Below are 24,681 nucleotides of genomic sequence, written 5' to 3' on the forward strand. Positions count from 1 at the left end.
CCCGCATGACAAGCATGCCACCCCGCAGGATGAACCACCGCGTGTCCGATACCGCCTCCCCGTCCGTCAATTCCCTTCTTGCCCCGCTGCTTGCGGGCGTGGAGACGCTGAAGGGCGTGAAGCCCGCCACCGCCAGGCTTCTGGCGCGCGTGGCGGGTGGCGGCCGGGTGATCGACCTTCTGTTCCACCTGCCGGAATCGGTGGTGGACCGGCGGTATCGCCCCACCCTGCGACAGGCCGGGCCGGGACGCGTGTGTACCCTGCATGTCACGATTACGCGCGTTGTGCCGCCCGCACCCGGCGGTGGTCGGGGCAAGCGGCCGTGGCGGGTTGTCGTGACCGACGGCACGGCGGATGCGGACCTGGTGTTCTTTTCCCCTCATCAGGTCCGCAGGCTGGAAGCGGGACAGGAGATATGCGTGTCGGGCACGCTGGAACGCTTTGGCGACCGGCTGAACATGGCTCACCCCGATTACGTGGTGCCTGCCGCCCGTATGGCTGAAATCCCGCTGCTGGACCCGGTATGGCCGCTGACGGCGGGGCTGTTCCCCAGTCAGGTGCGTGCTGCCGTGCGGGCGGCGTTCGATGTCTTTCCCCCCCTGCCCGAATGGCAGGACGCCAGTGTGCTGAAACAGCGCAGGTGGCCGGGGTTCGAGGCGGCGCTGCGCACGCTGCACCGCCCGTGTGACATGCCCGACCTGCTGGAAGGTGACGCGCTGGTGGCCGCGTCCGAACGTGCCCGTGCCCGCCTTGCCTGTGATGACCTGCTGGCGCAGCAGGTATCCATGGCGCACGCGCGCAGGCTGAACCGGCTGCGGCCGGGGCGCGCGGTGGTGGGTGATGGCAGCCTGCGCCGCATTGCCCTGTCGCGCTTCGGCCATGAACCCACTACGGCGCAGATCCGCACGCTGGCGGAAATCGATGCCGACCTTGCTGCCCCCCGGCAGATGACGCGCCTGCTGCAGGGGGATGTGGGCGCGGGCAAGACGCTGGTTGCGCTGCTGGCCATGCTGGCGGCGGTGGAAGCGGGCCACCAGGCGGCCCTGATGGCGCCGACCGAAATACTGGCCCGCCAGCATCTGGCCACTTTCCGCAGACTGTCCCCCGTGCCGGTCGCGTTCCTTAGCGGCAGCGTGAAGGGCAAGGCCCGGCGCGAGGCGCTGGCCATGATCGCCGATGGCACGGCGCGGCTGGTGATCGGCACCCATGCGCTGTTTCAGGACAGCGTGGTGTTCCATGACCTTGCTCTGGCGGTCATTGATGAACAGCACCGTTTTGGCGTGGAGCAGCGCGCGATGCTGGGGGAAAAAGGCCCGCGCACGGATGTGCTGGTCATGACGGCCACCCCTATCCCGCGCAGCCTGCTGCTGACGCAGTGGGGGGACATGCTGGTCAGCCGGCTGGATGTGAAGCCCGCGGGGCGCAAGCCGGTGCGCACGTCGCTGCATGCGCTGTCATCCATGGAGGACCTGCTGGCGGGACTGGAGCGTGCGCTGGCGCGTGGGGCACGTATATTCTGGGTCTGCCCGCTGGTGAGCGAGAGCGAGACGAGTGACATCGCCGCCGCCGAGGCCCGCCACGCCGCCCTGTGCGCCCATTTTGGCGAGGGGGCCGTGGGGCTGGCGCACGGACAGCAGGACATTGCCGTGCGCGAACAGGCCATTGCCGATTTCGCGGCGGGAAAGACCCGTATCCTTGTGGCGACGACCGTGATCGAGGTTGGCGTGGACATACCCGATGCGACGGTCATGGTCATCGAGCACGCCGAACGTTTTGGCCTGGCGCAACTGCACCAGTTGCGCGGGCGCGTGGGGCGTGGGCAGGCGGAATCCTACTGTCTTCTGCTGCATGACACCGCACTGGGACAGACCGCGCGGCGCAGGCTGGCCCTGCTGCGTGAGACGGAGGACGGGTTCCTGATCGCCGATGAGGATTTCCGCCTGCGCGGCGGCGGGGATCTGACGGGGCGGCGTCAGTCCGGACTGCCGGACCTGCGGCTGGCCAGTCCGCTGCATGTGGACATGCTGCTGCGGCTGGCAGCGCAGGATGCACGGCGGATTGTCGATACCCCGCCGGCAGACGCCCCGCCTGCGCTGCGTGCGCGGCTGCCCGCCATCAGGTTGCTGCTTGAACTGTTTTCGCGGGCACAGGCGGTGCGGGCGATACGCGCGGGATAGCGGGCGGCCTGATCCCCAGTTCGACTGCGGCCTGCGCAAGGTAGAAGGTGGCGTACAGGTCCAGCGCCTCGGGCGTCTGTTCCATACGGGCGCGCAGCACCGCGCCTTCCCACCCGATCCAGAAATAACGCGACAGCCGGGTGCAGGCCTGTTTCTGCGTGGTGGAGGGATGCGGGCCACATGCCGCCAGCAGGCAGTCGGTCACGCGCTGTTCCCATCCCTCCAGAATCGTCAGGAGCATGTTGCGGAACGAATCGGGTAGCGTGTCGATTTCCTGCCCCAGGTTGCCAATCAGGCAGCCACGGCGGAAATTGTAGCGGATCATGCCCGCGCGGGCGTCGTGCATGAAGTTGAGCAGGCGCTGCAGCGGCGGCGCTGCAGCGTCCTTCAGCCACAGGTCCAGCTTGGTGTTGAAATACGTGGCATAGCTGTCAATCAGCACGTGCCCGAAATCTTCCTTGCTGCTGAAGCAGTAGTAGAACGACCCCTTGGAGATTCCGGTGGCGTTCAGCACGTCATCCACGCATGTGGAAGAAAATCCTTTTTCCGTCAGCAGTCCGACGCCCGCCCGTACCAGCATGGCCCGCGTGCCTTCGGGCGCACGGGCGATTTTGGGCGGGCGGCCACGACCTCGACGTGGGGGGGATGTATTGGACATGGATCGTTTTCTTACCTGTATGGGGGCATATGAATCAGGGTGTTGGTGCCGATAATGTGCGAATGCGAATGGAAATCAAGAATAATTCCTGAATTTAATCCGCATCTTTTTCACGACTTTTTGCATCCCTGCCCCTCACAAACCGTTCACAGATGAAAATTCGTGTGGAAACCAACGGCGGGAATATGCTTTGGTGTTGTTGATGCCGATGCGATTTATGCTAGGATCACCGTAGGACAGAGGATGTTTTCCTGAGCCGCGCCGCCTAAACAACGGTCAACGACATACAGGCAGTCTCTATTCTGCAAACGTGCTTTCATTCGGTGATGCCCCACAGGGCAGCCACCACCTAGACCTCGGGATTACGACCGTTGAGAAGTAACAGGACCGACCGCAGCTCCCGCTCCCCGCGCCGCGGCGGGTTTGACGATGATTTCATGTCGTCGCCTTCATTTGGTGATCGCGGCGCTCCGCCGCCGCGCCGTTCCTTTGGTGGTGGAGGTGGTGGTCCCCAGATCGTCGCATCCGGCCCGGAAATCAGCGCCACTGTAAAGTGGTTCAACAGCGAAAAGGGCTTCGGCTTTGTCGAGCTGTCGGACGGGTCGGGTGACGTGTTCCTGCACGCCAATGCCCTGAACCCCACCGGGCATGCGACAGTTGCGCCGGGTACCACGCTGGTGGTGCAGATCGGTCAGGGGCCCAAGGGCCGCCAGGTCGCAGGCGTACTGTCCGTCGACGAAAGCACGGCGCAGCCCGAACGCCCCCGCAGCGGCGGCTTTGGCGCAGCGCCTGGCGCGCGCGGTGGCTTCTCGCGCTCCGGTCGTCCTGCCCCTGACCTGTCGCATGCGCAGGATATGCGCGGCACGGTCAAGTGGTACAACGCGACCAAGGGCTTCGGCTTCATTACGCCGGAAAACGGTGGCAAGGACATTTTCGTCCATGCTTCCGCGCTGGAACGCTCGGGCCTGTCCGGCCTGACGGAAGGCCAGACGGCGAACGTGCAGGTTGTCGAAGGCCAGAAAGGCCCCGAAGCAGCAGCGCTGTCGGTGGACTGATCCTCCCTGCCCTGTCCCATCCCGCCACATGGCGGGTGTGGGAATGGTAAACGGATAGAATGAAAACAGGGCCATCCCGGCTGGGGCGGCCCTGTTTTTTTGTTATGTGGTCCTGTCTGGGTGGGCATGCCGGCCAGCGACAGGCAAGCCCGAAGCGCGTGGGGGACGGATCAGTAATCGCTGCCCTTGTTACGGATCAGGCGGGCCTTGTCACGCTGCCAGTCGCGATCAGCTATGGCCTGTCGCTTGTCGGCTTTCTTGCGTCCCTCGCCCACGCCCAGCGTCAGCTTGGCAAGGCCACGGCTGTTGAAATGGATGTCCAGCGGCACAAGGGTCACGCCACTGCGGGCGACTTCCCCCAGCAGCTTGTCCACCTGTTTTTTGTGCAGAAGCAGCTTGCGTGGCGCACGTGGTTCAAACCGCGACAGCACACCGCCCTGATATTCGGGAATATAGCTGTTGATCAGCCATATCTCTCCATTTCGTTCACCGGCGTAGGCTTCGTTGATGGTGGCGCGGCCCATGCGCAGGCTTTTGACCTCGGGGCCCTTGAGCACAATCCCCGCTTCCACCGTTTCCACAATGGTATAGTTGAAACGGCCCTTGCGGTTCTGGGCTGCGATCCCGGTCGAGATCATGCCGCTGCCCTTGTTCCTGGCTGCCATGGGGTTAATCCAGCAGCCCGACGGCGGAGAGGGCATCCTTGACCTTCTGCCTGCTGGCATCGCTCAACGGGGCGAGTGGCAGACGGCATGTCTCCCCCATCAGGCCCAGAACGCTTGCGGCGAACTTGACCGGGACAGGGTTGCTTTCGCAGAACAGTGCGTCATGCAGCGGCAGCAGCCGGTCCTGCAGTTCCATCGCGTCCATCACATGGCCGTCGTTCCAGCTCTGCTGCACCTGTGCGCATAGGGCGGGCGCCACATTGGCGGTCACGCTGATGCAGCCGTCGCCACCGGCGGCCAGGAAGGAAACGGCGGTGCCGTCCTCGCCCGAAATCTGGTTGAACGGCTTTTTCACCGCCCGGCGCACCAGCAGCGGACGCAGCAGGTTGGCAGTGGAATCCTTCACGCCAATGATATTGGGGTGTTGCGCCAGACGCGCCATGGTCTCCACCGAAATGTCGATGACCGAGCGGCCGGGAATATTATACAGGATAAGCGGAATGCTGATGGCATCCGCCACGGCCATGAAGTGGCGGTATACCCCTTCCTGCGTCGGTTTGTTGTAGTAAGGTGTTACCACCAACACGCCCGATGCCCCGGCCTGCTGGGCCTGCTGGGCCATGGCAACGGCTTCCGCCGTGCTGTTGGACCCCGCGCCTGCAATGACGGGCACGCGCCCCGCCACGGATTTTATGGTGAATTCCACCACCTTGGCATGTTCATCATGCGTCAGGGTCGGGCTTTCGCCCGTTGTGCCGACCGGAACCAGGGCGGATGCGCCCTGCTGGACCTGCCAGTCGATGAATCGGCCCATGGAGGGCAGATCCAGCGATCCGTCCTCGTTCATGGGGGTAATAAGGGCGGTAATGGAACCCTTGAACATGGTTGTTTCCACCTGGATCCTGTGTCGTGGCTATGCGTGTGCCGGTGGGTCCGGCACGTTGTTTCCTGTGGCCTGTCCCGGGCATGGGGCAGGCCGGACCGTTATATAGACAATGGCACGGCGGGCAAAACATGCCCGCCATGTCCAGTCCCGTCAGGGTGTATGCCGGAAGGGCGATGCGGGATAGACGCCCAGGATCTCCTGCTGTTCCGAAAAGAACGAAAGTTCATCCAGCGCGCGGGCCAGCGGGGGGGCCTCGGGGTGGCCTTCCACGTCCATGAGGAACTGCGTGGCCGAAAACGATCCTTCCAGCATGTAGCTTTCCAGTCGTGTCATGTTCACGCCTGCCGTGGCAAGGCCGCCCAGCGCCTTGTACAGTGCGCCCGGCTGGTTGTTGACGCGGAACAGCAGCGTCGTCATGAAGCCCGGCCCGGCCGGTGGCAGCGTGTCGGGCCTGCGCGAGGCGATGTAGAAGCGCGTGGTATTATGGGCGGCGTCCTCCACATTGCGACGCAGGATTTCAAGGCCATTGAGCTCTGCAGCAAGCGACGACGCCACGGCCACATCTTCCTTGCGGCCCCATTTGCGCACCATTTCGGCAGCGCCCGCGGTATCGAATTCCACCACCGGGTCCAGCCCCAGTTCACCAATGATGCCCCGAACCTGCGCCATGGCCACGGGATGGGTATGCACCCGCCGCGCATCCGCCAGCGTGCTGCCGGCTATGCCCAGCAGGCAGTGCTCCACGCGCTGGAAATGTTCTCCGACGATAAACAGTCCCGCTTCGGGCAGCAGCGCGTGAATGTCGGGCACACGTCCCGCCAGGCTGTTTTCACATGCCAGCATGGCCAGTTCGGCCTGCCCGTCATGTACGGCGGCAATGGTCTGGGCAAAGGTCTGGCATGGCAGCGTGGTCCAGCCAGGCCGCGCCTGCCGGCAGGCCAGGTCCGAATAGGCGCCCGGCCGTCCCTGAAAGGCGATGATGCGTTCGCCGCTCATGCCATGTTCCCCAGTGTCGCCCGCGCGCGTTCAAGGTCTGCGGGTGTATCAACGCCAAAAGGTGCGGTAGTGATCCGCGCACACCCCATGGTCAGGCCCGCTTCCAGCGCGCGGAGCTGTTCAAGCTTTTCACGTTTTTCCAGACCGCTTTCCGGCAGACTGACAAAGCAGGCCAGTGCCGCGCGGCGGTAGGCGTATATGCCGATATGGTGCCATAGCGGCCCGTCCCCCCATGGAATGGGCAGGCGGGAAAAATACAGCGCGCGCGCCACCTGTGCGTCTGGTGCGAAAGTGCAGGCGACCTTGACCACGGATTGCGCGGCTGCTTCCGCCCCATCGCGCACGGGGGCGACAAGGGTTGCGATGTCGGTTTGCGCATCCGCCAGCGGGCGCAGCACGTCACGCAGGTTCTGCGGGTCTACCCCCGGCAGGTCGCCCTGCAGGTTTATGACCGTGTCATGCAGTCCCTGCGGATCCAGTTGCTGCAGGGCCTGCCATATGCGGTCGGACCCCGAGGGAAGCGCCGGGTCGGTCAGGACCGCCGTGCCGCCAGCGCGTTCCACCACATCGGCGATGTCACGGTCTGCCGTGGCCACGGCCACGGGGCCGATATCGGCTGCACGCGCGCGGTCAAGCACATGGACGATCATGGGACGGCCGGCAATGTCGGCAAGCGGTTTGCCCGGCAGCCGGGTCGAGGCCATCCGGGCCGGAATCAGGACAATGGGGTTCATGGGATCTGGGTCTGGGCCATCCGTAATCTGTGGCGGCGGCGGGGGCCGTCCGCTGCCGTGCGTGCTTCACACAGGGCGCGCAGCAGTCTAGGTAAGGAGCGGTTTTCATGCAACCGTATGGGAAGGACGCCCGATTTCATGGACAGTGTACGCCTAAACCAGATCGGGGCAGCCTGCCTCTTCGCAGCGCTGGCGGTGGGTGCCAGCTGGGGTGTTGCCCGTACCGCCGTGCCCGAACCGGTGCCTGCGAAGCCCGGCGTGGCCATCCCGCATCCCGCAGCCCCGGCGGGTGCGTCGATCGATGATCTGGTCGCCAGGGCCAGCGTGGAAAAGGGGCATGCCATTGCCGACCGGCAGTGCGCGATGTGCCACAGCCTTGCGCCACAGGGGCCTTCCATTATCGGCCCGGCCCTGTTTGGTGTGGTTGGCACGCATGTCGGTGATATTCCGGGGTATGAGTTCTCGGATGCGCTGAAGACCCACAAGGACGAGACATGGAACAACACCACCCTGTCCACCTGGCTGAAATCCCCCGCTGATTATGCGCCGGGCACCAAGATGTCGTTCCCGGGCATTGAATCGGAAACCGAGCGTGCGGACCTGATCGCCTACCTCAACTCCCTCAAGCCGGAGCCGCGGTAATGACCGCCCTGCCCGCTGCCTTCCCGCGCGATGCGGTGCTGGAGGCGGCGATGGCCGCCGCCGACGTGGCGCGCACCGTGGTGCTGCCCTTTTTCCGCCGGGGTGTCCGCGCGGATGAAAAAAGCGATGCCAGCCCCGTCACCATAGCCGACCGCACGGCGGAACGCGCGATTCGGGCCGTACTGTCCGAACGCCTGCCCGGTTTTGGCGTGATGGGGGAGGAATTCGGGCTGGAACGCGGCGAAAGCCCGTATCGCTGGGTGGTGGATCCGGTGGATGGCACGCGGGCCTTCCTGACCGGGCGTCCGACCTTTGGTACGCTGATCGCCCTGCTGCACGACAATGTTCCGGTGCTTGGCGTGATTGACCAGCCCGTGACGGGGGAACGGTGGATCGGACTGCGTGGTGAAACCACGCGGTACATGTCCGCCCTGCCCGGCACGCCTGCCACGCGCGCATGCGCCGATGTGGGACATGCAGAACTGTCATGCACCGCGCCAGAGATCCTTGATGCGCCCCACCGGCCCGGCTTTGACGTACTGGCCGCCGCCGTCAGGCGGACAAGCTGGGGCGGTGACTGTTATGCCTATGGCCTGCTGGCGCTGGGGCAGATCGACATTATTGCCGAATGTACCATGAAGATATGGGACTGGGCAGCGCTGGTGCCGGTGGTGGAAGGGGCCGGCGGCCGCATGACAGACTGGTCGGGTCAGCCGCTTCGCGCGGATGGCGATGGCACGGTTCTGGCGGTAGGGGACGGCGCCCTGCTGCCCCGTGTGACGGGGCTGCTGTCGCGTGGCATTGCCATAAAGTAACGGCGCTAAATGATCTTTCCCCCTAGCGGGGGCACGGGCAATCGGATAGGGACGACCCACCTTGACCGTACAGAAGCGGGAGCACGCGACATGACCAGCCAATCCAACGGACATCTTTCCCTGCCCAAGGACAAGATACGCATCCTGCTGCTTGAAGGCATCCATGACAGTGCCGTCAGGCTGCTGAAGGAAAATGGATACGAAAACGTAACCCGCCTGAAAACGGCGCTGGAGGGCGATGCCCTGCAGAAGGCGCTGGAAGGCGTGCATATCGTCGGGATCCGTTCACGCACGCAGCTGACGCGTGAGGTGATCGAAAAGGCCGACCGCCTGATCGCGATTGGCTGTTTCTGCATCGGTACCAATCAGGTGGACCTGAACGCTGCGCGTGAGGCCGGTATTCCGGTCTTTAACGCGCCGTACAGCAACACGCGTTCGGTCGCCGAACTGGTCATGGGCGAAATCGTGATGCTGATGCGCCGCATCTTCCCCAAGTCGGAGGAATGCAACGCCGGGATCTGGAAAAAGTCCGCCACCAACAGCTGGGAAGTGCGTGGCAAGACGCTGGGGATCGTGGGGTATGGCTCCATCGGTTCGCAGCTGTCCGTCCTGGCCGAAGCCTTCGGCATGCGCGTGTTCTATTACGACGTGATCGACAAGCTGGTGCATGGCAATGCAACGCCGGTCGATACGCTGGAAACCCTGCTGGCGCAGAGCGACGTGGTCAGCCTGCATGTGCCCCAGACGCCGGAAACGGCCGGCATGATCGGTGAGGCCCAGATTCGCGCGATGAAGAAAGGGTCGTTCCTGATCAACAACGCGCGCGGCAACGTGGTGGATCTGGATGCGCTGGCCGCTGCGCTGAAGGACGGCCACCTGCTGGGTGCCGCGATTGACGTGTTCCCCAAGGAACCGAAGGCGGCGGGCGAGGAATTCCAGACCCCGCTGCGTGGTCTGGACAACGTGATCCTGACCCCGCATATCGGCGGTTCCACGGCGGAAGCGCAGGAACGTATTGGCGTGGAAGTGGCGCGCAAGCTGGTGGAATATTCCGATGTTGGTTCCACGCTGGGGGCGGTCAACTTCCCCACCGTGCAACTGCCGGAAAACCCGCACGGGACACGCTTCATGCATGTGCATAAAAACGTGCCGGGCATCATGCTGCAGATCAACGAGATATTCTCCTCCGAAGCCTGCAACATCACCGCGCAGTACCTGCAGACGGCGGGTGAACTGGGTTATGTTGTTGTCGAGGCCGACACCGGCCGCGACGTGGAAAAGGACAACCGTATCCTTGACCGCCTGCGTGAACTGAAGGGCACCCTGCGCGCCCGGCTGCTGTACAAGCAGCAGTAAAATTAACCTATTGATAAAAGTGTAAAAGTTTTTGGGTGCCGCCTTTTTTAAAAGCGGCGTCACCCTGAACGACCGATAAGGGGGCATGCCATTGGGCGCGCCCCCTTATTTTATGGACAAAGTGTCTGGTGGCGGATGTCACCAGTGGTCTTGTCACATCAGCCCGCTGCCTCAATAATAACGGTATCGTTATATATTGGGGGTGCAATGCCTGTCATTTCCCGACGGTCCGTTCTGGGTGGTGTCGCCATGCTGCCATGGGCAGGCGGGCGCGTGGCAGCGGCGCGGCCGGTTCGTCTGCCTCTGGCATCGGCGCTTGCCGCCGATCCATTGCGACCGCAATATCACCTTATTGCTCCCTATGGCTGGATGAATGATCCCTGTGGGCCCGTCTGGGTACGGGGGCGTTATCACATGTTTTATCAGTGGGGGCCGGACAAGGCCGCGTTTGGCGATATTCACTGGGGGCATGCGGTCAGTACGGACCTTGTGCACTGGCGTAACCTGCCTGCCGCACTCACCCCCCAGCCCGGCGGCCCCGATGCGCAGGGCGTGTTCAGTGGCTGCGTGGTGATCGATGGTGCACGGGCGGTGGCGTTCTATACCGGGATCGAGCCATCCGTGCAGTGCATGGCTACGTCCGATCTGGACATGATGCACTGGACGCGCCACCCCGAACCCGTGATCGCGACCCCGCCCGAAGGACTGCAGGTGGAAGGCTTCCGCGATCCGATGGTGTGGAAAGACGGGACGCGGTGGTGCATGGTGCTGGGGGCGAATGTCCATGCTTCCCCCATGGGGCCAGGTGGTGTCGTGCTGCTGTATGACAGCCCCGACCTGCTGACATGGACCTATCGCAGGATCCTGTATGGGCCGACCCACATTGCTGGCGGATATGATGATGCGATGGAGTGTCCGGACTTTTTCGCGCTAGAGGCTTCTCAGGTTCTTGTCTATTCGCTGGGTGATACCGTTTACGCAGCCGTTGGCACGTTCGGGCAGGACAGGTTTCACGTCCGCCATGTTGCGCCGCTGGGCTACGGGTTGTTCTATGCCGCGCGGACCATGCTGGATGCGGATGGCCGACGCGTGGTGTGGGGCTGGATCCCTGAAAAACCGGGACGGGCCAAGACGGCCATGCAGGCGGGCTGGAACGGGGTGATGTCCCTGCCCCGCGTCATGACCATCGGTGAGGATGGTCTTGCGCGGGTGGTCCCCCATCCGGCAATTGCAATGCTGGAAGGGCCGGTCTTCATGCAGGGTGCCGGGCATGAACCGGGGCATACGGACGGACCGAATGCCCGTATCCGCGTATCTTTTTCCGGGCAGGCGCCGGGACGGATCATTTTTGGTGGTCGGGATGCCTTCCTTGATCTGGATTACGATCCCTACCGGCCCGGGCGTGAACTGATTGCCAATGGGGATGCGGCTCCCCTGCCCCTGGCTGATCACAGCACACTTGATATTCTGGTTGATGCATCGGTTATAGAAATCTTCGCATCCAGCGGGATCGGCCTGAGCACCCGCGCCTATGGTGACCCGGCGGGACCATTCGTGCTGAAAATGCAGGGTACGTTCGAAAGCGCATCCATACAGGCGCGGCGCATGACCCCTATTTCCCCCGACCGACTGACGGCGGACCCGGAACCGACAGGCGGCTAGGGGCCGCCAAGGAAGGTCTGGTCGTGCCGCTTCAGGCGGGTATGGCGCTGTATGTCGGTTTCCATCACGCAGGCCATGAGCAGCGCAATTACCCAGCCGATCCCGGTCATGCCCGTAGCGCAGTTCACCACTGCCACCACCGCCGCGTTATGCACACCGCGGCGACATGCAATGAACGTTGGCAGCAGGAACAGCACCATGCTTCCCGCCAGTCCGAAGGCCAGTACCAGAAGGACAGCCGTGCCGATTTCCAGCCCCGTGCCCTGTATGGACTGCCAGCCACGGTAGACCTCGTAAGTGGAGGGAACATGGATATTCATAGCACTTCATGCTAACCCTAAATACAGGCGTGCCGCCACATCATATCGCGCGCTGGGCACCGGCGTGCAGCATGAACATGTCGGTCGGATCCAACTTGTCAGGGTTTTTTTTACAGTGCGCAGTCATGTGTGCCCCGATGGGGACAACCTGTGATCTGGGGTGATTTCCAGGCGGTGATCCAGCTGTCAGCCGGATTGAATGTCGCCATCCTCAGTTTCGTCGATATCAGCCTGCCCGCCATAAAGGAGCGCAGGCGCGTCTTTGCCAAGGCCCGGCAGGAACTGGAACTGCACCGCAGCGGCACAGACCACCAGCACCCCGATGACGCGGAGGAATATGCCACCGCCGTGCAGGAAATGGATCGGAAGCTGTTCCTGTTATGGCAGGAATCCTCCACCTTCATCCGGGAGGAGGAATCCCTCATCCGGTCCACCGGCGTGCTGGGCGTGTTCGGTGCGGTGCTCAGCCTGGGGCTGTTATGGTACTCGGCCGAGCATTACGGCGGAATCATATCGCTGATGGGACGGGTACTGATCATCCTGTCCTTCTGCTCGCTGCTGGGTGCCTTCCTGATAAACTTCATGACCGCGTCGCAGGCGGGCGTGTTTACCAAGAAGTGCAATTCCATCCGTGAGGAAATGCACAAGCGCCTGTAGCCTATCCCCGTGCGGTGCGCGGGCGCATGCGCCACACGATACGCGTGCCCTGCATCATGAATACCGCCACCAGGCCGATCCCGTTGCCGCACCACAGCCCCGATGGTCCCATGCCGTGACGGAAGGCAAGGTAGACCCCGCTGGGGAAACCAATGCCCCAGTACCCGATAACAGCCAGTACCATCGGCACTGCGGTATCACCCTGCCCGCGCAGGATGCCGGTGGTGATGACCTGCACCGCATCTGGAATCTGGAATGCCGCCCCGACCAGCAGAAGGCCCAGCGCCATGCTGACCGCCTGTGTGTTTTCGGGCAGCGACATGTTCAGGTAGAGGCTAATGATGGCATGCCGCCCCAGCGCCATTCCCAGTGTCATGACGGCCGCCACCGCAATGCCCAGCAGCATGGCCGCCCATGCCGCACGCCGCATCATGGCCGGGTCGCCCCGCCCGGTCCAGTAGCCGACACGGATGTTACATGCCTGCCCCAGCGCCATGTACACCACGAAGCACTGGACCCCTATTCCCAGCATGATCTGGAATGCTGCCAGCGCGCTGTTGCCAAGGCGTGCGGCCTCAAGGCTGTTGGCCTGGAAGAGCGAGACCTCCGCCATGGCGGCTGCCAGCATCGGCAGCCCGGTGCGCAGCAGCGCAAGCGTATGTCCCCATTCATGCGCGCGGGGACGCAGCACCGTGCGCAGGTCCGGCCTGCGGGCCACGAAGGCCAGCATGATGAACGGCATGCACCATAATGTCGTGACCGTGGCGATGGCCGATCCATACAGCCCCAGCGCAGGCAGCCCGAACCAGCCATGGATCAGGGTTGCGTTCAGCACCCCGTTGACCACCGTGATGCACGGCATGACGCGCATGAGGATGCCCTGCGCCCCCATGACTGGCAGCGCAGTGGTCACGATCCCCTGCCCCAGCAGGGCGGGCGGCACGGCCCACATCAGGATATGGACGAAATGGACGACGGGCGCGCGGATGGCCTCGGGCTCGTTCATCCATGCCAGTAGCCGGTCAACATGCCACAGGCAGAACAGTTCGGGCATGCACAGGGCCAGCGCCACCGCCAGCATGGATGTCATGATGGTGCCCAGGCTGGCGTGGTCCTGCCGTCCGCGCGCCTGTGAAAGCAGGATGCCGCCCGCCTCGATCATGGCGGCAAGGATGGCATTGAGCGTGAAGAACGTGCTCGTCGCCAGTCCCCCGATCGCCAGCGCCGATGCGCCCAGCCCCCCCAGCAGTACGTCATCGGTCGCGCCCATCAGCATCTGGACAAACTGTGACAGGCCCATCGGTCCCGCGATGGCAAGAATGGAGCGGAATTCCGTCCCGAATGCGTGTGGTGAACGCGTCATGCAATCCTACTGTCAGCCATGCGGCATGGTTATGTCTGCCGTACGGTATCTGTGGGGGGTTTATATCATTCCGTCGCATGCCGCCAGCATATGGGGATCATGATTGACACATCATGCTTTCCACGTCACCCGTACCGCATGGACGGATCGGCAGACGGCATGCGGCAGGCGCGTGGTGGCGGATTTGCGGGGCATATGCATGCATCGTGCTGGCCCATCGCTCCCCTTGGGGCATTGGTGGACTGTCTGGATGCAGGCCGCGTACCGCTCAATCGCGCGCAGCGGGCGCGTTGTCCGGGCACCGTGCCCTATCATGGCGCCAGTGGTGTTGCGGGATATGTGGGCCGGGCGCTGTTTGATGGGCCGCTAGTGCTGCTGGGCGAGGATAGCGCTCCCTTTTTCGATTCCGTGCGTGATGTCGCGTTTTTCCATGATGGCCCGTTATGGGCGGGCAATCATGTGCATGTGCTACGTCCGTGGATAGGGGTGGATGGGCGTTTCCTGGCGCATGCGCTCAATACCCTGTCCTATGCCGCGTATGTGGACGGCACAACCCGCCCCAAGCTGACCCGCGCACGGATGAACAGCCTGCCGGTACCCTGTCCGCCATTGCCGCACCAGCGTGCCATTGCCGAGGCGCTGGACCATCATCTGGACCGGATCGACCGGCAGTTGCGCGAACTGGACGTGCAGGCGATGACGGCCAGTGAATACACGCAGGCGGCCATCCATCATGCGCTCCTGCCCTCTGGCGCGGCATGGCCCGGCCCCGTGCCGGCCGGCGGGACCATCCGGCCCTTGGGCAGCGTGTTTGACATCGTGGGCGGGGGCACGCCCGCCACGGGCAACGCGGCCTGCTGGGGACATGACGTGGCATGGCTGACGCCTGCCGACCTGCCTGCCGGGCCGCCTGCATGGGTGGATCATGGCGCGCGGAGCCTGTCTGCCATGGGGTTGGCTGCCTGTCGTGCCGCGGTGGTGGAAGCGGGCGCACTGGTTGTCTCCACCCGTGCCCCGGTGGGGCGGGTGGGCATGACAGCGGCACCTGTATCCGTAAGCCAGGGATGCAAGGCGCTTGTGCCGCGCGCGGCGGATGTGGACCTGCGTTTTCTTGCCCTGCTGCTGCATGTGGCGGCTCCGGAACTGCGGCGCCGTGCGGGCGGAAGCGTCTTTCCCGAAGTGGATACCCGGACCCTTGCCTCGCTTGAACTATGCCTGCCCCCTCTGCCCCGCCAGCGCGCGGTCGCGCAGAAAGTGTGGGAGATGCTGGACCGGCAGGCCCGCCGGGCGTATGCCCGCGAACAATTGCGCGCCGTGCTGTGTGAATATCGTCCTGCCCTGCGGCAGGCCCATGTCAACGGACAGGCGACGTGAAGAGTGGAATGGGGTGGGAATGAGTACAACGGACGAATGTCGCGCCCGCGCGCCCGGATCCCCCGGTTCGGGAATGGATGTGGAAATTGCCGTCCTGCCGCGTCCGACGCGGGCGGATGAGGACGCGGTGCTGTCCATACTGCGTGATTTCACATGCGGCGTGGTGGGATACATTGACTGCCATGACCTTGTCATCGTGATCCGCGATCGCGTGACGGGGGACATCCAGGGCGGCCTGGTGGCGCAGTCCCGCTGGGGGGAAATGCATATCGACATGCTGGCCGTGGTCCCCCGCCTGCGCGGGCGCGGGATGGGACGCAGGCTGGTGTCGATGGCCGAACACGAAGCCCGCCAGCGGGGCTGCACCCATATGTGGCTTGATACCTATGCGTTTCAGGCGCGGGTTTTTTATGAAAAGGTGGGGTTTGAGGTGTTCGGTCAGCTTGATGGCCCGGCGCCTTTCTTTCCACGTTATTTCATGCGCAGGCTGCTGTCGGGCGCGCAGGCGCGCTGATATATGTTCAGCAGTTGTTAAACCGGGCGCGATAGCGTCCGGGGCGCCGTCCATGCGCATGCCTGGCGCGACATCGATCATGAATATGCACGGGCGCAGGAAAACGCGCGGTCCCGTGCCGTGCGGGTTATGTTACAGTGTCTGACATATACGACGCATCATCATCACATCAGGAATAGATCATACCATATGGATGAAAACCGGAGCCGGACCCAGTATATCGGGACCTTTATATTTGTATGCGCGGTCGTGCTGTTTTCCGCGTGGATCGAACAGTCCTTCCTGTTTGCCTTTGTCTGGGGCGGTATCCTGAGCATCACGACCTATCCGCTGTACCGCCGGCTGGTCGGGCGGGGCATGGGCAACCGTATGGCCGCGGGCCTGATCGCGGCGGGGATCTTCGCGCTGCTGGCCGTGCCCATGATTGCCATGGTGGTGCGGGCGGGCATGGACCTGCCATCCCTTCTGGCATGGGGGCGCGGGGCGTTGCATGATGGTATCCCTGTCTCGCCACAGGTGGCGGACATCCCGCGTATCGGCCCGCGTCTGTCGGCGTTGTGGAGCCGCTACCTGTCCGACCCGGAGGAACTGCGGCACTGGACCAGCGTGGCATCGCGCATGTTCGCAACGGGCGACGGCCGCGCACTGCCGCACCGGGTGATGGACATGACGGAAACCTTCGTCATCGCTACCCTGTCGGTCTATTTCTACCTTGCCGCATCGCATGCGCTGGTAAGCGATATCCGTGCCGTGGGCCGCCGTTTCCTGGGGGAGCGGACAGGTGACGTCATGCGCAACACCGTAGGCGCCGTGCGTGGCACGGTCGCGGGGCTGGTGCTGGTCGGGCTGGGCCAGGGCGTGCTGGTGGGGATCGGCTATTTCATTGCGGGCACCCCTCACCCCGCCCTGCTGACGCTGCTGACGGCGGTGGTCAGCATCATTCCTTTCTGCGGGCCGATCCTGCTCTGCGCCACCACGCTCATGACCTTTGCCGCCAATGGCGTGACGCAGGCCGTGATCGTGGCGGCGCTGGGGACCATCGCCTATGGCGCGGGGGACCATTTCGTCCGCCCCAAGCTGATCAGTGGCAGCACCAGCATCCCGTTCCTTGCGGTGCTGACGGCCATTCTGGGGGGGCTGCACATGTTTGGCCTGCTGGGGCTGTTCATGGGGCCGACGGTCATTGCGGTCGCCCTGTCGCTATGGCGCACGGCGGCGGCGGAAGAACAGGCGCGTTAAGGCTGACGGATGGCTGAGGGCCCCCCCCCTCCGCTGCTGTCGGCTGCCGCCATCTGGCGTGTGGCCGACCTGCTGCGTGGTGGCATGGAACCGGCGGAATACGGGCCGGTCATCCTGGTGTTTACCATGCTGCGGCGGCTGGAACTGTCGCGTGCGCGTCCCGCGCGCTGGCTGGATGCCGTGGCGCGCGCGCCTGACCCGCTGGCGTGCCTTGACCGCCTGACGGGCCGCCTGCCCGCGGCCGTGCGCGATATCATATTGCAGCTGGAGGTCATGCCCCTTGCCCGTCGTCTGGCGCGCACGGGCCTGCTGGGGGCGCTGGCGGCGCATTTCACCGCGCTTGACCTGTCACCCGCCCGGCATGGCACCGAGGCAATGGCGCGGCTGTTTGAGGAACTGGTCCACCATTTCGCCGATCCCCGGCGGACAGGGGCGCATTTCACCCCGCCGGAGGTCACGGACCTGATGGTGGATCTGGTTTTCGCCCCCGATGGTCCGGGTGCGCAGCACAACCTGTATGACCCTGCTGCCGGAACGGGCGCACTGCTGGGACGGGCTGCGGACCGGTTACAGCAGCGCGGCGTTACGGTGGATCTGTTCGGTCAGGAAATCAGCCCCCGCGCCTGTGCCCTGTGTCGTGCGGACATGCTGCTGCGCGGACGCGCCCCGGGGCAGATCGCCTGTGGTGACACCCTGGCCCATGACGGCCATGCAGGCCGCCGTTTTGCCCGCATGCTGTCCAACCCGCCCTTCGGGCTGGACTGGCGTCATATCCGCGCGGCCATACAGGCTGAACATGCGCAGAGGCATGCCGGGCGTTTTGCTCCCGGCCTGCCCCGCGTGGCGGACGGGTCCATGCTGTTCATGCTGCATCTTGTGGCCCATATGCGCAGCCCGCGTGCAGGTGGTGCACGAATTGGAGTGGTGACGCACGGTGCGGCATTGACCGGCGGTGGCGCAGATTCCGGTGAATCCGCCATTCGACGGTATCTGGTGGAACACGACCTGATTGATGCGATCATTGCCCTGCCCACGGACATGTTCGTCAATACCGGTATCGCGACCTATATATGGATACTGGACAACAACAGGTCGGCTGCACACAGGGGCATGGTCCGGCTGGTTGATGCGACAGGGCTGTGGCATCGCGCCCTGTCTGGCGCGGGAGAAAAACGGCGCGAGATGACGCCGCGCCATATCGATGCCGTGCTACGGGCCTGCACACTCGATACGGCAATGGATATACTGTTGCGCGATGGGGCGGAGGGCGCACCCGTCTCGTGGCAGGTGCTGGCGCATGACGCCCCCATGCCGGACGGGGCGGCGGATATGCGTCGGACCCCGTTTTCATGTCTCCTGCCGGGGCGGGAATTCCTGTACCGCAGCCTGACGGTGACGCGTCCCGGCCGTGATGGCGCGCCGGTGCGGACTGCATTCCGGGTGGGGATGGAACATGACCCACAGGCCTGGTTCAGCCAGATGATCCGGCCATACGACCCGGATGCCCGGCTGGATACCACCCGGACTGCTACCGGCTGCGCCATTTCCTTCGCGCGGTATTTCCGCCATCCCGTCCCACCCCGGCCGTTACACGACATCGAGGCCGACCTGCGTCGATCAATGGCGCAGCTTGTGGCGCTTATGCCCGGTGGAGAACCGCCCGAAGACCCATAATGGCGCATTGATGAAGATGGATAAAAGTTTTCGAATGTCGCCCTGGTTTTAAAAGGCGGCGTTTTTACAGCCCCACGAATTCCTGCTCATCCAGATAATACAGGAAATCGTTGATGGCGTGGAACTCGCTCAGGTGATCCAGCACGTGATAGGCGAAGGACAGCGCCCCCGCCCGGCACGTCGCGCGCTGCTGCGGGTCGGCTATGGTGTCGAAATCCGCCGTGTGGGCGTAGCCAATGATGCGGCGGATGATCTCGATCCCGGCAAAGCCGATGGTGTCGCCCAGGATCTCATCCATGAATGCCTGCTGCGCCACGTGCGCCGCCGGTCCATAGGCCAGCGGGCGCAGCGTGCCCGGCGGGGGGGACTCATTTCCGTTCCACAGTCCCATGAACTGTTCATGGAAACTGTTCCAGAATGCCGCGATATCGCGCACGGTGGCCTTCCGTGCCGCCCTGTCCGGTGTCGCGAAATAATGCAGCACCAGATTGCCCACGAACATGCCGCAGTCGAACCCGATGGGACCGTAGATCGCGAATTCCCCGTCAATGACCCGGGTATCGTCCGCCGTGCTCATGATCGAACCGGTATGCAGGTCGCCATGCAGTAGTGCCTGCGGTTGCGACAGGAAACGCCGCCGCAGGTTTTCAACCGCCAGCAGCGTCGCGGCGCTGGAGCGGATGTCCAGCACGATGGGCGTCAGCACGGGGTCATGCCAGTGGTTGCGCGGATGATCACGGTACGGGTCATCCAGCACAAGATCCAGCGTGATGCGTGTCAGGGCGAGATTGGCGGCAAAGGTGCGGCGCGTGGTGAACACCTCTTCGAACGGGCGGGCCAGAAGCGATGTGCCAAATGCGGCGCGAGCGATGAAGGTGCCGATGCGCGGCGCGACACCGGGCCAGTCCGCCCCCTGCATCAGGGCCGTGCGCAGAACGGTATGGCCTGACAGACTTTCGACAATCAGAACATACAGGTCACGGTCGAAATACAGGCATTCCGTCGTCAGTTCCCCCACCAGCGGCAGGACCGCGTGCAGCCATGCGGCTTCGAAAAACGTGCGGTCCAGCGGCATTTTCCATGACGGGTCCACGCGCACATGCGGCAGCGACTGCTTCAGGCAGACTTCCCCCACCGGACCGTTGACAAGAAAGACATTGTTGAGGTTGCCATCACTGACCTCGCGCACCCGCCACTGCGCGGGCGCGCCGCCAAGGCGCGTGGCCACGTCCGGCAGGCCCGCGATCAGGCTGCGTATGCCCTGTGCGTCCAGCGTGTGGTAGGGGGTCTGGGTCATGCGGCTCTCCTCATGCCATGCGCCGCGTGCTGCGGGGCGCGGCAGGGTCGCGCGCAGGCTGCGGTTATGCAATGCTTTTTTATAATTGCACGCGCGGATACCGCGCAGTAACCCATAAGCATAACAGAAGAGGAACGCCGGTATGCCGATCAAGGATCCCAAGGTTATCGAACACCTGAACACGCAGCTGACGAACGAGCTGACGGCCATCAACCAGTATTACTTGCATGCCCGCACGCTGCGCCACTGGGGCGTGACCCTGCTGGGCAAGAAGGAATATGAAGAATCGATCGAGGAAATGCGCCACGCCGACTGGCTGATCGAGCGCATCCTGTATCTGGGTGGCCTGCCCAACGTGCAGCGCTACAACCAGATCCTGGTAGGACAGAACGTGGAGGAAATCCTCAAATGCGACCTGAAGCTTGAGGAAAAGGCCATTGGCGACCTGCGCGAAGGCATCGCCTACTGCGAAAGCGTGCGCGACTTCGTCTCCCGCGACCTGCTGCTCAAGATCCTGGTCAACGAGGAAGAACACGAGGACTTCCTCGACCGCCAGTTCGACCTGATCCGTCAGGTCGGCATCCAGCAGTATATCAAGCTGAACTCGGCCCCTGCCCCCGATCAGGACTGATCCCGCTCCGGTGGGCGCCACAGGCCCCCGTCGTCCCATGGGCGCGGGCGGCTGGCGGTGGCGCCGCCCCTTCCTGCCATGCAAGGATGTCGAGCAGTTCAAGGAACGCGTTTTCCATGAATGCGCAGGCCTGGCGCATGGACAGCCGGGTTGATGGCATGGCGGGTTATCCTGTCATCATACGGCGATGCGCGACCGTTCGGGTCGCGCCCCTCCCCTTGCATATATTTCCTACATTCCGCCCGTCTGCACGGCAGCGGTTACGGCCCTTGGCCACATGACATGGGCGGTTCCCATATCCGCATCATGCCAGCGCATGGTGGCAAGGCTGCCCGCCCCCACGGGTTGCGGCACGTCGGGAACGGCGGTGGCGGAGGACGGGCCGTTCCATTCGGTTTCGGCCTGCGATGTCCAGCGCAGGCGCTGCGCCTGCGGACTGCCACCCCCGCTGCCCCGGCGTGGCAGCCAGTAGCCGGCGCCCGCCATGCATGCGCCAAGCTGCGTGATGGCGGCGGCAAACGGGGACAGCACATGATGGTGCGCGAAAACGGGGCGTAGCGTACGGCGTACCTCCGCCTCGCGCCCTTCCTGCGCTGCGGCGGCGGCAAGAAGAAAGCGGCCTTCCGTGCCCGTCAGATGCGTGGCGCTGCAGATCGCGACATCCACCGGGGCAAGCTGGTAGGTGCGCAGCCGTCCCAGCGCCATGCGGAAGGCATCGGCCACGGCGGCAAAATCGGCCCGGAAGCACGGCAGCGCAAGGCCGGGCATGGAGCCTGCACCCTCGCCGCCACCACTGAGGCGGCGCACGCACCAGACCAGCAGGCGTTCGCTGCACGAAAGATCATTCATGAAAACTGTCGTGTCGGTCATCATCCGCTCGGGCCTTGGCAAAGCCCGCTCCCTAATGTGTCGGTGAGAGTCTGATAATGAGAAAGATTATCATTTGCAATTAAAATCGACGTGCGTGCCGCCTTATCCCTACTGGACCGCAGCGGTCTGTCTGGATTACGTTACATAACGATGAAAGAGCCGAATTCCCCCGATTCTCCTCTGGCGGATCTATGTCGTCAGCGCGGCCTGAAACTGACAGGCCAACGTCGGACGATTGCCTTCGTCCTGTCTGACAGTGATGACCACCCGGATGTGGAGGAACTGTACCGCCGCGCGGTAGAGGTCGATCCGCGCATTTCAATTGCGACGGTGTACCGCACCGTGCGTCTGTTTGAAGAAAACGGCATCCTGCAGCGCCGTGACTTCGGCGGAGGCCGTGCGCGGTACGAGGTGGCGGATGGCGACCATGGCGACCATTATCACCTGATCGATGCCGATACCGGCAAGGTCATCGAATTCGAAAACGCCGAACTCGATGCCCTGCTCGATGGAATCGTGCGGCAGATGGGGTATGACCTGGTGACGACCCGCCTGTCGGTTGTCGGGCGCAGGAAGGCGAAGCCGCGCTCACGCGGGTAATTTTTCCACGCCCTGACGTGTTGTGGTCAGGGCGTGGATTTCGGGGCCATCCATTGTGGATGGCGGCGTTCGATCCATTCCAGCATGCGCGCGGTCAGCCTGCGCAGGGCGGGTACGTCTTCCGCCAGCAGGATCAGGCCCAGCGGCAGCATCCACAACCCCAGAACCGGTAGGAAGCTCAGCACTCCGCCCGCGATCAGCAGGCATCCCAGAATGGCCCGCAGCCATGTCCGGCCCGGTTGCAGCAGCCAGCGCATGGCCTGTTCCCCCCGCGTGGGCAGGCGGCGCAGCAGCCGTTCCAGCCGTTGCCGGCGCAGCTGTTCAGGGTCCATTTCTGGCGGCGCGGGGCTGCCGGTCGGGCTGGTCGTATTCATGACAATATGATGGCGTGGCGGCCCCTGTCCCGCAACCCGTGCGCGGGAACGTGATGGCGGGTAAGGAAACGGAAAAGGTCCGGATTTTGATATAGTTCAATGCCACCAGAACAATCCGCGCGCCAGTGTTCGGCATGATGCAGTCCCTTTCCCATCCCGTGTGCCGTCCCCCGGCCGCCCGACGCCCCTACCCCGTGGGGTGGAGCGGCGGTTTGCGGCTGGACGATGCCCGTACCGGCCTGTAAGGGAATTTGTAGAATATGCGCTTTTTCATATCGTATTTCGGGAGCAGTCAATGCCCAGCATAAGCCCATTTGCCGGCAAGCCGGTCGATCCGGACCGTCTTGTCAATATCGATGCCCTGCTTGACGCCTATTATACCCGCAAGCCCGACCCCGCCATTGCGACACAGCGCGTGGCATTTGGTACATCGGGGCATCGCGGGTCGTCGCTGACCACCAGCTTCAATGAAAACCATATCCTGTCGATCAGTCAGGCGATTGCCGATTACCGCAAGGGCGCGGGCATTACCGGGCCGCTGTTCATTGGCATTGACACCCATGCGCTGTCCCGCCCGGCGCTGAAATCCGCGCTGGAGGTGTTTGCCGCAAACGGCGTGGAGGTCCGTATTGACGCCCATGACGGCTATACCCCCACGCCGGTCATCTCGCACGCGATCCTGACCTATAACCGTGACCGCAGCAGCGGCCTTGCCGATGGCGTGGTGATTACGCCGTCGCACAACCCGCCGGAAGATGGCGGCTACAAGTACAACCCCACCCATGGCGGCCCGGCAGATACCGATATCACCAAGGTGGTGGAAAGTGCGGCCAACGACTACATGGCCAAGAATATGGAAGGCGTGAAGCGCGTTGCGTTCGAGGACGCGCTGAAGGCCCCCACCACAAAACGCCATGATTACATCACGCCGTATGTGAATGACCTGGCGGCCGTGGTGGACATGGACATCATCCGTGAATCCGGCGTGTCCATCGGCATTGACCCGCTGGGTGGGGCGGCGGTGGATTACTGGCAGCCGATCATTGACAAATACGGCATCAACGCCACGATCGTCAGCAAGGAAGTTGACCCGACCTTCCGCTTCATGACCGCTGACTGGGATGGACAGATCCGCATGGACTGTTCCTCCCCCTACGCCATGGCACGTCTGGTGGGCATGAAGGACAAATTCGACATCGCCTTCGCCAATGATACCGATGCCGACCGCCACGGGATCGTGTCGGGTAAGTACGGGCTCATGAACCCCAATCACTATCTTGCTGTCGCGATTGAATACCTGTTCAACAACCGCGAAAACTGGAATGCCAGCGCGGGCGTGGGCAAGACGGTGGTCAGCAGCAGCATGATCGACCGCGTGGCAAAGGAAATCGGCCGCAAGCTGGTGGAAGTGCCGGTCGGGTTCAAATGGTTTGTTGATGGCCTCTACCACGGCACGCTGGGCTTTGGCGGGGAAGAAAGTGCTGGTGCGTCCTTCCTGCGCCGTGCAGGCACGGTGTGGAGCACGGACAAGGACGGCATCATTCTTGGCCTGCTGGCCGCCGAGATCACGGCCCGTACCAAGCGCACACCCGGCGCTGCGTATGAGGACATGACCAAGCGCCTTGGCACGCCGTACTATGCGCGTATCGACGCCCCGGCCGATCCGGAACAGAAGGCCATCCTGAAAACCCTTTCCCCCGAGCAGATCGGCATGACCGAACTGGCGGGTGAGCCGATCGTCAGTACCCTGACCAATGCATCGGGCAACGGGGCGGCCATTGGCGGGCTGAAGGTTTCAGCAGAAAATGGCTGGTTTGCCGCCCGTCCCTCGGGCACGGAAAACGTCTATAAGATCTACGCTGAAAGCTTCAAGAGCGAGGCGCACCTCAAGGCCATCCAGACCGAGGCACAGGACGCGATTTCCGCGCTGTTCGCCAAGGCAGCCCAGAAAAAGGCTGGCTGATTTTATGATATTGCAGCCCATGTGCCGCGATCGGTGCATGGGCTGGTGCCGCCGCCCATTACGGGCAGGCGGCATTTTTTTTAACCTCGCCGCAAAAGCCTGGGTGCAGGATATCCCGCACGCCATGGAAAAGTTTCGGGTGCCGCCATTTCTGGAAAT

25 protein-coding genes are annotated in these 24,681 nt (G+C 63.5%); 14 read left to right on the plus strand and 11 right to left on the minus strand.

Annotated features, from left to right (window positions below; all coding sequences use genetic code 11):
- The first annotated feature begins 29 nt into the window (after positions 1-29).
- Positions 30-2,177, plus strand: a complete 2,148-nt coding sequence (gene recG, locus HNO79_RS06425; RefSeq protein WP_214164965.1) for an ATP-dependent DNA helicase RecG — start codon at positions 30-32, stop codon at positions 2,175-2,177.
- On the opposite strand, the gene acuR is transcribed toward recG, so the two are convergent.
- Complete coding sequence (gene acuR, locus HNO79_RS06430; protein ID WP_232275585.1) at positions 2,116-2,835, minus strand: acrylate utilization transcriptional regulator AcuR; 720 nt, start codon at positions 2,833-2,835, stop codon at positions 2,116-2,118. The two genes, recG and acuR, sit on opposite strands and share 62 nt — an antisense overlap.
- 371 nt (positions 2,836-3,206) lie before the next feature.
- Between acuR and HNO79_RS17385 the strand changes: the two genes are divergently transcribed.
- Positions 3,207-3,890 (plus strand): cold-shock protein, encoded by a 684-nt coding sequence (locus HNO79_RS17385; protein WP_029329294.1) that lies wholly within the window; start codon positions 3,207-3,209, stop codon positions 3,888-3,890.
- A 170-nt stretch (positions 3,891-4,060) separates the two neighbouring features.
- Here HNO79_RS17385 and smpB read toward each other — a convergent pair whose 3' ends face one another.
- The 4 genes from smpB to HNO79_RS06455 all read right to left on the minus strand — a co-directional run bounded on the left by smpB (position 4,061) and on the right by HNO79_RS06455 (position 7,171).
- Positions 4,061-4,555: an SsrA-binding protein SmpB gene (smpB, locus tag HNO79_RS06440; protein ID WP_214164912.1), complete on the minus strand. Its 495-nt coding sequence runs from the start codon at positions 4,553-4,555 to the stop codon at positions 4,061-4,063.
- A gap of 4 nt (positions 4,556-4,559) precedes the next feature.
- Entirely contained in the window at positions 4,560-5,438 is an 879-nt protein-coding gene (dapA, locus tag HNO79_RS06445) for a 4-hydroxy-tetrahydrodipicolinate synthase (protein ID WP_010513427.1), read from the minus strand.
- 153 nt (positions 5,439-5,591) lie between these two features.
- Complete coding sequence (locus HNO79_RS06450) at positions 5,592-6,437, minus strand: prephenate dehydratase (protein ID WP_214164911.1); 846 nt, start codon at positions 6,435-6,437, stop codon at positions 5,592-5,594.
- On the minus strand, positions 6,434-7,171 hold the full coding sequence (locus HNO79_RS06455; protein ID WP_214164910.1) for a 3-deoxy-manno-octulosonate cytidylyltransferase: 738 nt from the start codon (positions 7,169-7,171) through the stop codon (positions 6,434-6,436). The genes HNO79_RS06450 and HNO79_RS06455 overlap by 4 nt, the downstream gene beginning before the upstream one ends.
- Before the next feature lie 138 nt (positions 7,172-7,309).
- Between HNO79_RS06455 and HNO79_RS06460 the strand changes: the two genes are divergently transcribed.
- The 4 genes from HNO79_RS06460 (at position 7,310) to HNO79_RS06475 (ending at position 11,646) form a co-directional block, all read left to right on the plus strand.
- On the plus strand, positions 7,310-7,813 hold the full coding sequence (locus HNO79_RS06460) for a c-type cytochrome (RefSeq protein ID WP_214164909.1): 504 nt from the start codon (positions 7,310-7,312) through the stop codon (positions 7,811-7,813).
- The gene (locus tag HNO79_RS06465) at positions 7,813-8,628 is read left to right on the plus strand and encodes an inositol monophosphatase family protein (RefSeq protein ID WP_048856335.1); all 816 of its coding nucleotides are present in this window, start codon (positions 7,813-7,815) and stop codon (positions 8,626-8,628) included. The genes HNO79_RS06460 and HNO79_RS06465 overlap by 1 nt, the downstream gene beginning before the upstream one ends.
- A 90-nt stretch (positions 8,629-8,718) precedes the next feature.
- Positions 8,719-9,984: a phosphoglycerate dehydrogenase gene (gene serA / locus HNO79_RS06470; protein ID WP_010513422.1), complete on the plus strand. Its 1,266-nt coding sequence runs from the start codon at positions 8,719-8,721 to the stop codon at positions 9,982-9,984.
- 207 nt (positions 9,985-10,191) lie between these two features.
- Positions 10,192-11,646 carry a glycoside hydrolase family 32 protein gene (locus HNO79_RS06475; protein WP_214164908.1) on the plus strand — a complete coding sequence of 485 codons (1,455 nt, stop codon included), beginning with the start codon at positions 10,192-10,194 and terminating at the stop codon, positions 11,644-11,646.
- On the opposite strand, the gene HNO79_RS06480 is transcribed toward HNO79_RS06475, so the two are convergent.
- A complete protein-coding gene (locus HNO79_RS06480; protein WP_214164907.1) occupies positions 11,643-11,966 on the minus strand; it encodes a superinfection immunity protein in 324 nt (107 codons plus the stop codon). The two genes, HNO79_RS06475 and HNO79_RS06480, sit on opposite strands and share 4 nt — an antisense overlap.
- 150 nt (positions 11,967-12,116) lie before the next feature.
- On the opposite strand from HNO79_RS06480, the gene HNO79_RS06485 reads away from it, so the two are divergent.
- Positions 12,117-12,623 (plus strand): hypothetical protein, encoded by a 507-nt coding sequence (locus HNO79_RS06485; RefSeq protein WP_214164906.1) that lies wholly within the window; start codon positions 12,117-12,119, stop codon positions 12,621-12,623.
- Position 12,624: 1 nt separating this feature from the next.
- On the opposite strand, the gene HNO79_RS06490 is transcribed toward HNO79_RS06485, so the two are convergent.
- Entirely contained in the window at positions 12,625-13,986 is a 1,362-nt protein-coding gene (locus HNO79_RS06490) for an MATE family efflux transporter (RefSeq protein WP_214164905.1), read from the minus strand.
- A gap of 99 nt (positions 13,987-14,085) precedes the next feature.
- Here HNO79_RS06490 and HNO79_RS06495 point away from each other — a divergent pair, with 99 nt between their 5' ends.
- The 4 genes from HNO79_RS06495 (at position 14,086) to HNO79_RS06510 (ending at position 18,787) form a co-directional block, all read left to right on the plus strand.
- On the plus strand, positions 14,086-15,360 hold the full coding sequence (locus HNO79_RS06495) for a restriction endonuclease subunit S (protein ID WP_244987442.1): 1,275 nt from the start codon (positions 14,086-14,088) through the stop codon (positions 15,358-15,360).
- 19 nt (positions 15,361-15,379) lie between these two features.
- Positions 15,380-15,874, plus strand: a complete 495-nt coding sequence (locus tag HNO79_RS06500; protein WP_048856331.1) for a GNAT family N-acetyltransferase — start codon at positions 15,380-15,382, stop codon at positions 15,872-15,874.
- A 189-nt stretch (positions 15,875-16,063) separates the two neighbouring features.
- Positions 16,064-17,113: an AI-2E family transporter gene (locus tag HNO79_RS06505; RefSeq protein ID WP_214164904.1), complete on the plus strand. Its 1,050-nt coding sequence runs from the start codon at positions 16,064-16,066 to the stop codon at positions 17,111-17,113.
- A 9-nt stretch (positions 17,114-17,122) separates the two neighbouring features.
- Positions 17,123-18,787 carry a class I SAM-dependent DNA methyltransferase gene (locus HNO79_RS06510; RefSeq protein ID WP_214164903.1) on the plus strand — a complete coding sequence of 555 codons (1,665 nt, stop codon included), beginning with the start codon at positions 17,123-17,125 and terminating at the stop codon, positions 18,785-18,787.
- Between the two features lie 64 nt (positions 18,788-18,851).
- Here the strand turns inward: HNO79_RS06510 and mtnK are convergent, their stop codons facing one another.
- Positions 18,852-20,084 carry an S-methyl-5-thioribose kinase gene (mtnK, locus tag HNO79_RS06515; RefSeq protein ID WP_214164902.1) on the minus strand — a complete coding sequence of 411 codons (1,233 nt, stop codon included), beginning with the start codon at positions 20,082-20,084 and terminating at the stop codon, positions 18,852-18,854.
- Positions 20,085-20,226: 142 nt separating this feature from the next.
- Between mtnK and bfr the strand changes: the two genes are divergently transcribed.
- Complete coding sequence (gene bfr / locus HNO79_RS06520) at positions 20,227-20,715, plus strand: bacterioferritin (protein WP_214164901.1); 489 nt, start codon at positions 20,227-20,229, stop codon at positions 20,713-20,715.
- Here bfr and HNO79_RS06525 read toward each other — a convergent pair.
- Both HNO79_RS06525 and HNO79_RS06530 read right to left on the minus strand, forming a co-directional pair.
- The gene (locus HNO79_RS06525) at positions 20,678-20,875 is read right to left on the minus strand and encodes a hypothetical protein (protein WP_157132898.1); all 198 of its coding nucleotides are present in this window, start codon (positions 20,873-20,875) and stop codon (positions 20,678-20,680) included. The genes bfr and HNO79_RS06525 overlap by 38 nt on opposite strands.
- 71 nt (positions 20,876-20,946) lie before the next feature.
- The gene (locus HNO79_RS06530) at positions 20,947-21,564 is read right to left on the minus strand and encodes a hypothetical protein (protein ID WP_244987443.1); all 618 of its coding nucleotides are present in this window, start codon (positions 21,562-21,564) and stop codon (positions 20,947-20,949) included.
- Between the two features lie 171 nt (positions 21,565-21,735).
- Here HNO79_RS06530 and HNO79_RS06535 point away from each other — a divergent pair, with 171 nt between their 5' ends.
- Positions 21,736-22,185: a Fur family transcriptional regulator gene (locus tag HNO79_RS06535; protein ID WP_010513409.1), complete on the plus strand. Its 450-nt coding sequence runs from the start codon at positions 21,736-21,738 to the stop codon at positions 22,183-22,185.
- 26 nt (positions 22,186-22,211) lie between these two features.
- Here HNO79_RS06535 and HNO79_RS06540 read toward each other — a convergent pair whose 3' ends face one another.
- On the minus strand, positions 22,212-22,559 hold the full coding sequence (locus tag HNO79_RS06540) for a hypothetical protein (RefSeq protein ID WP_244987444.1): 348 nt from the start codon (positions 22,557-22,559) through the stop codon (positions 22,212-22,214).
- 295 nt (positions 22,560-22,854) lie between these two features.
- Between HNO79_RS06540 and pgm the strand changes: the two genes are divergently transcribed.
- On the plus strand, positions 22,855-24,522 hold the full coding sequence (pgm, locus tag HNO79_RS06545; RefSeq protein WP_214164899.1) for a phosphoglucomutase (alpha-D-glucose-1,6-bisphosphate-dependent): 1,668 nt from the start codon (positions 22,855-22,857) through the stop codon (positions 24,520-24,522).
- The last annotated feature ends 159 nt before the right edge of the window (positions 24,523-24,681 follow it).

The sequence above is a fragment of the Komagataeibacter oboediens genome, assembly GCF_018491655.1.
Taxonomy (GTDB): Bacteria; Pseudomonadota; Alphaproteobacteria; order Acetobacterales; family Acetobacteraceae; genus Komagataeibacter; species Komagataeibacter oboediens.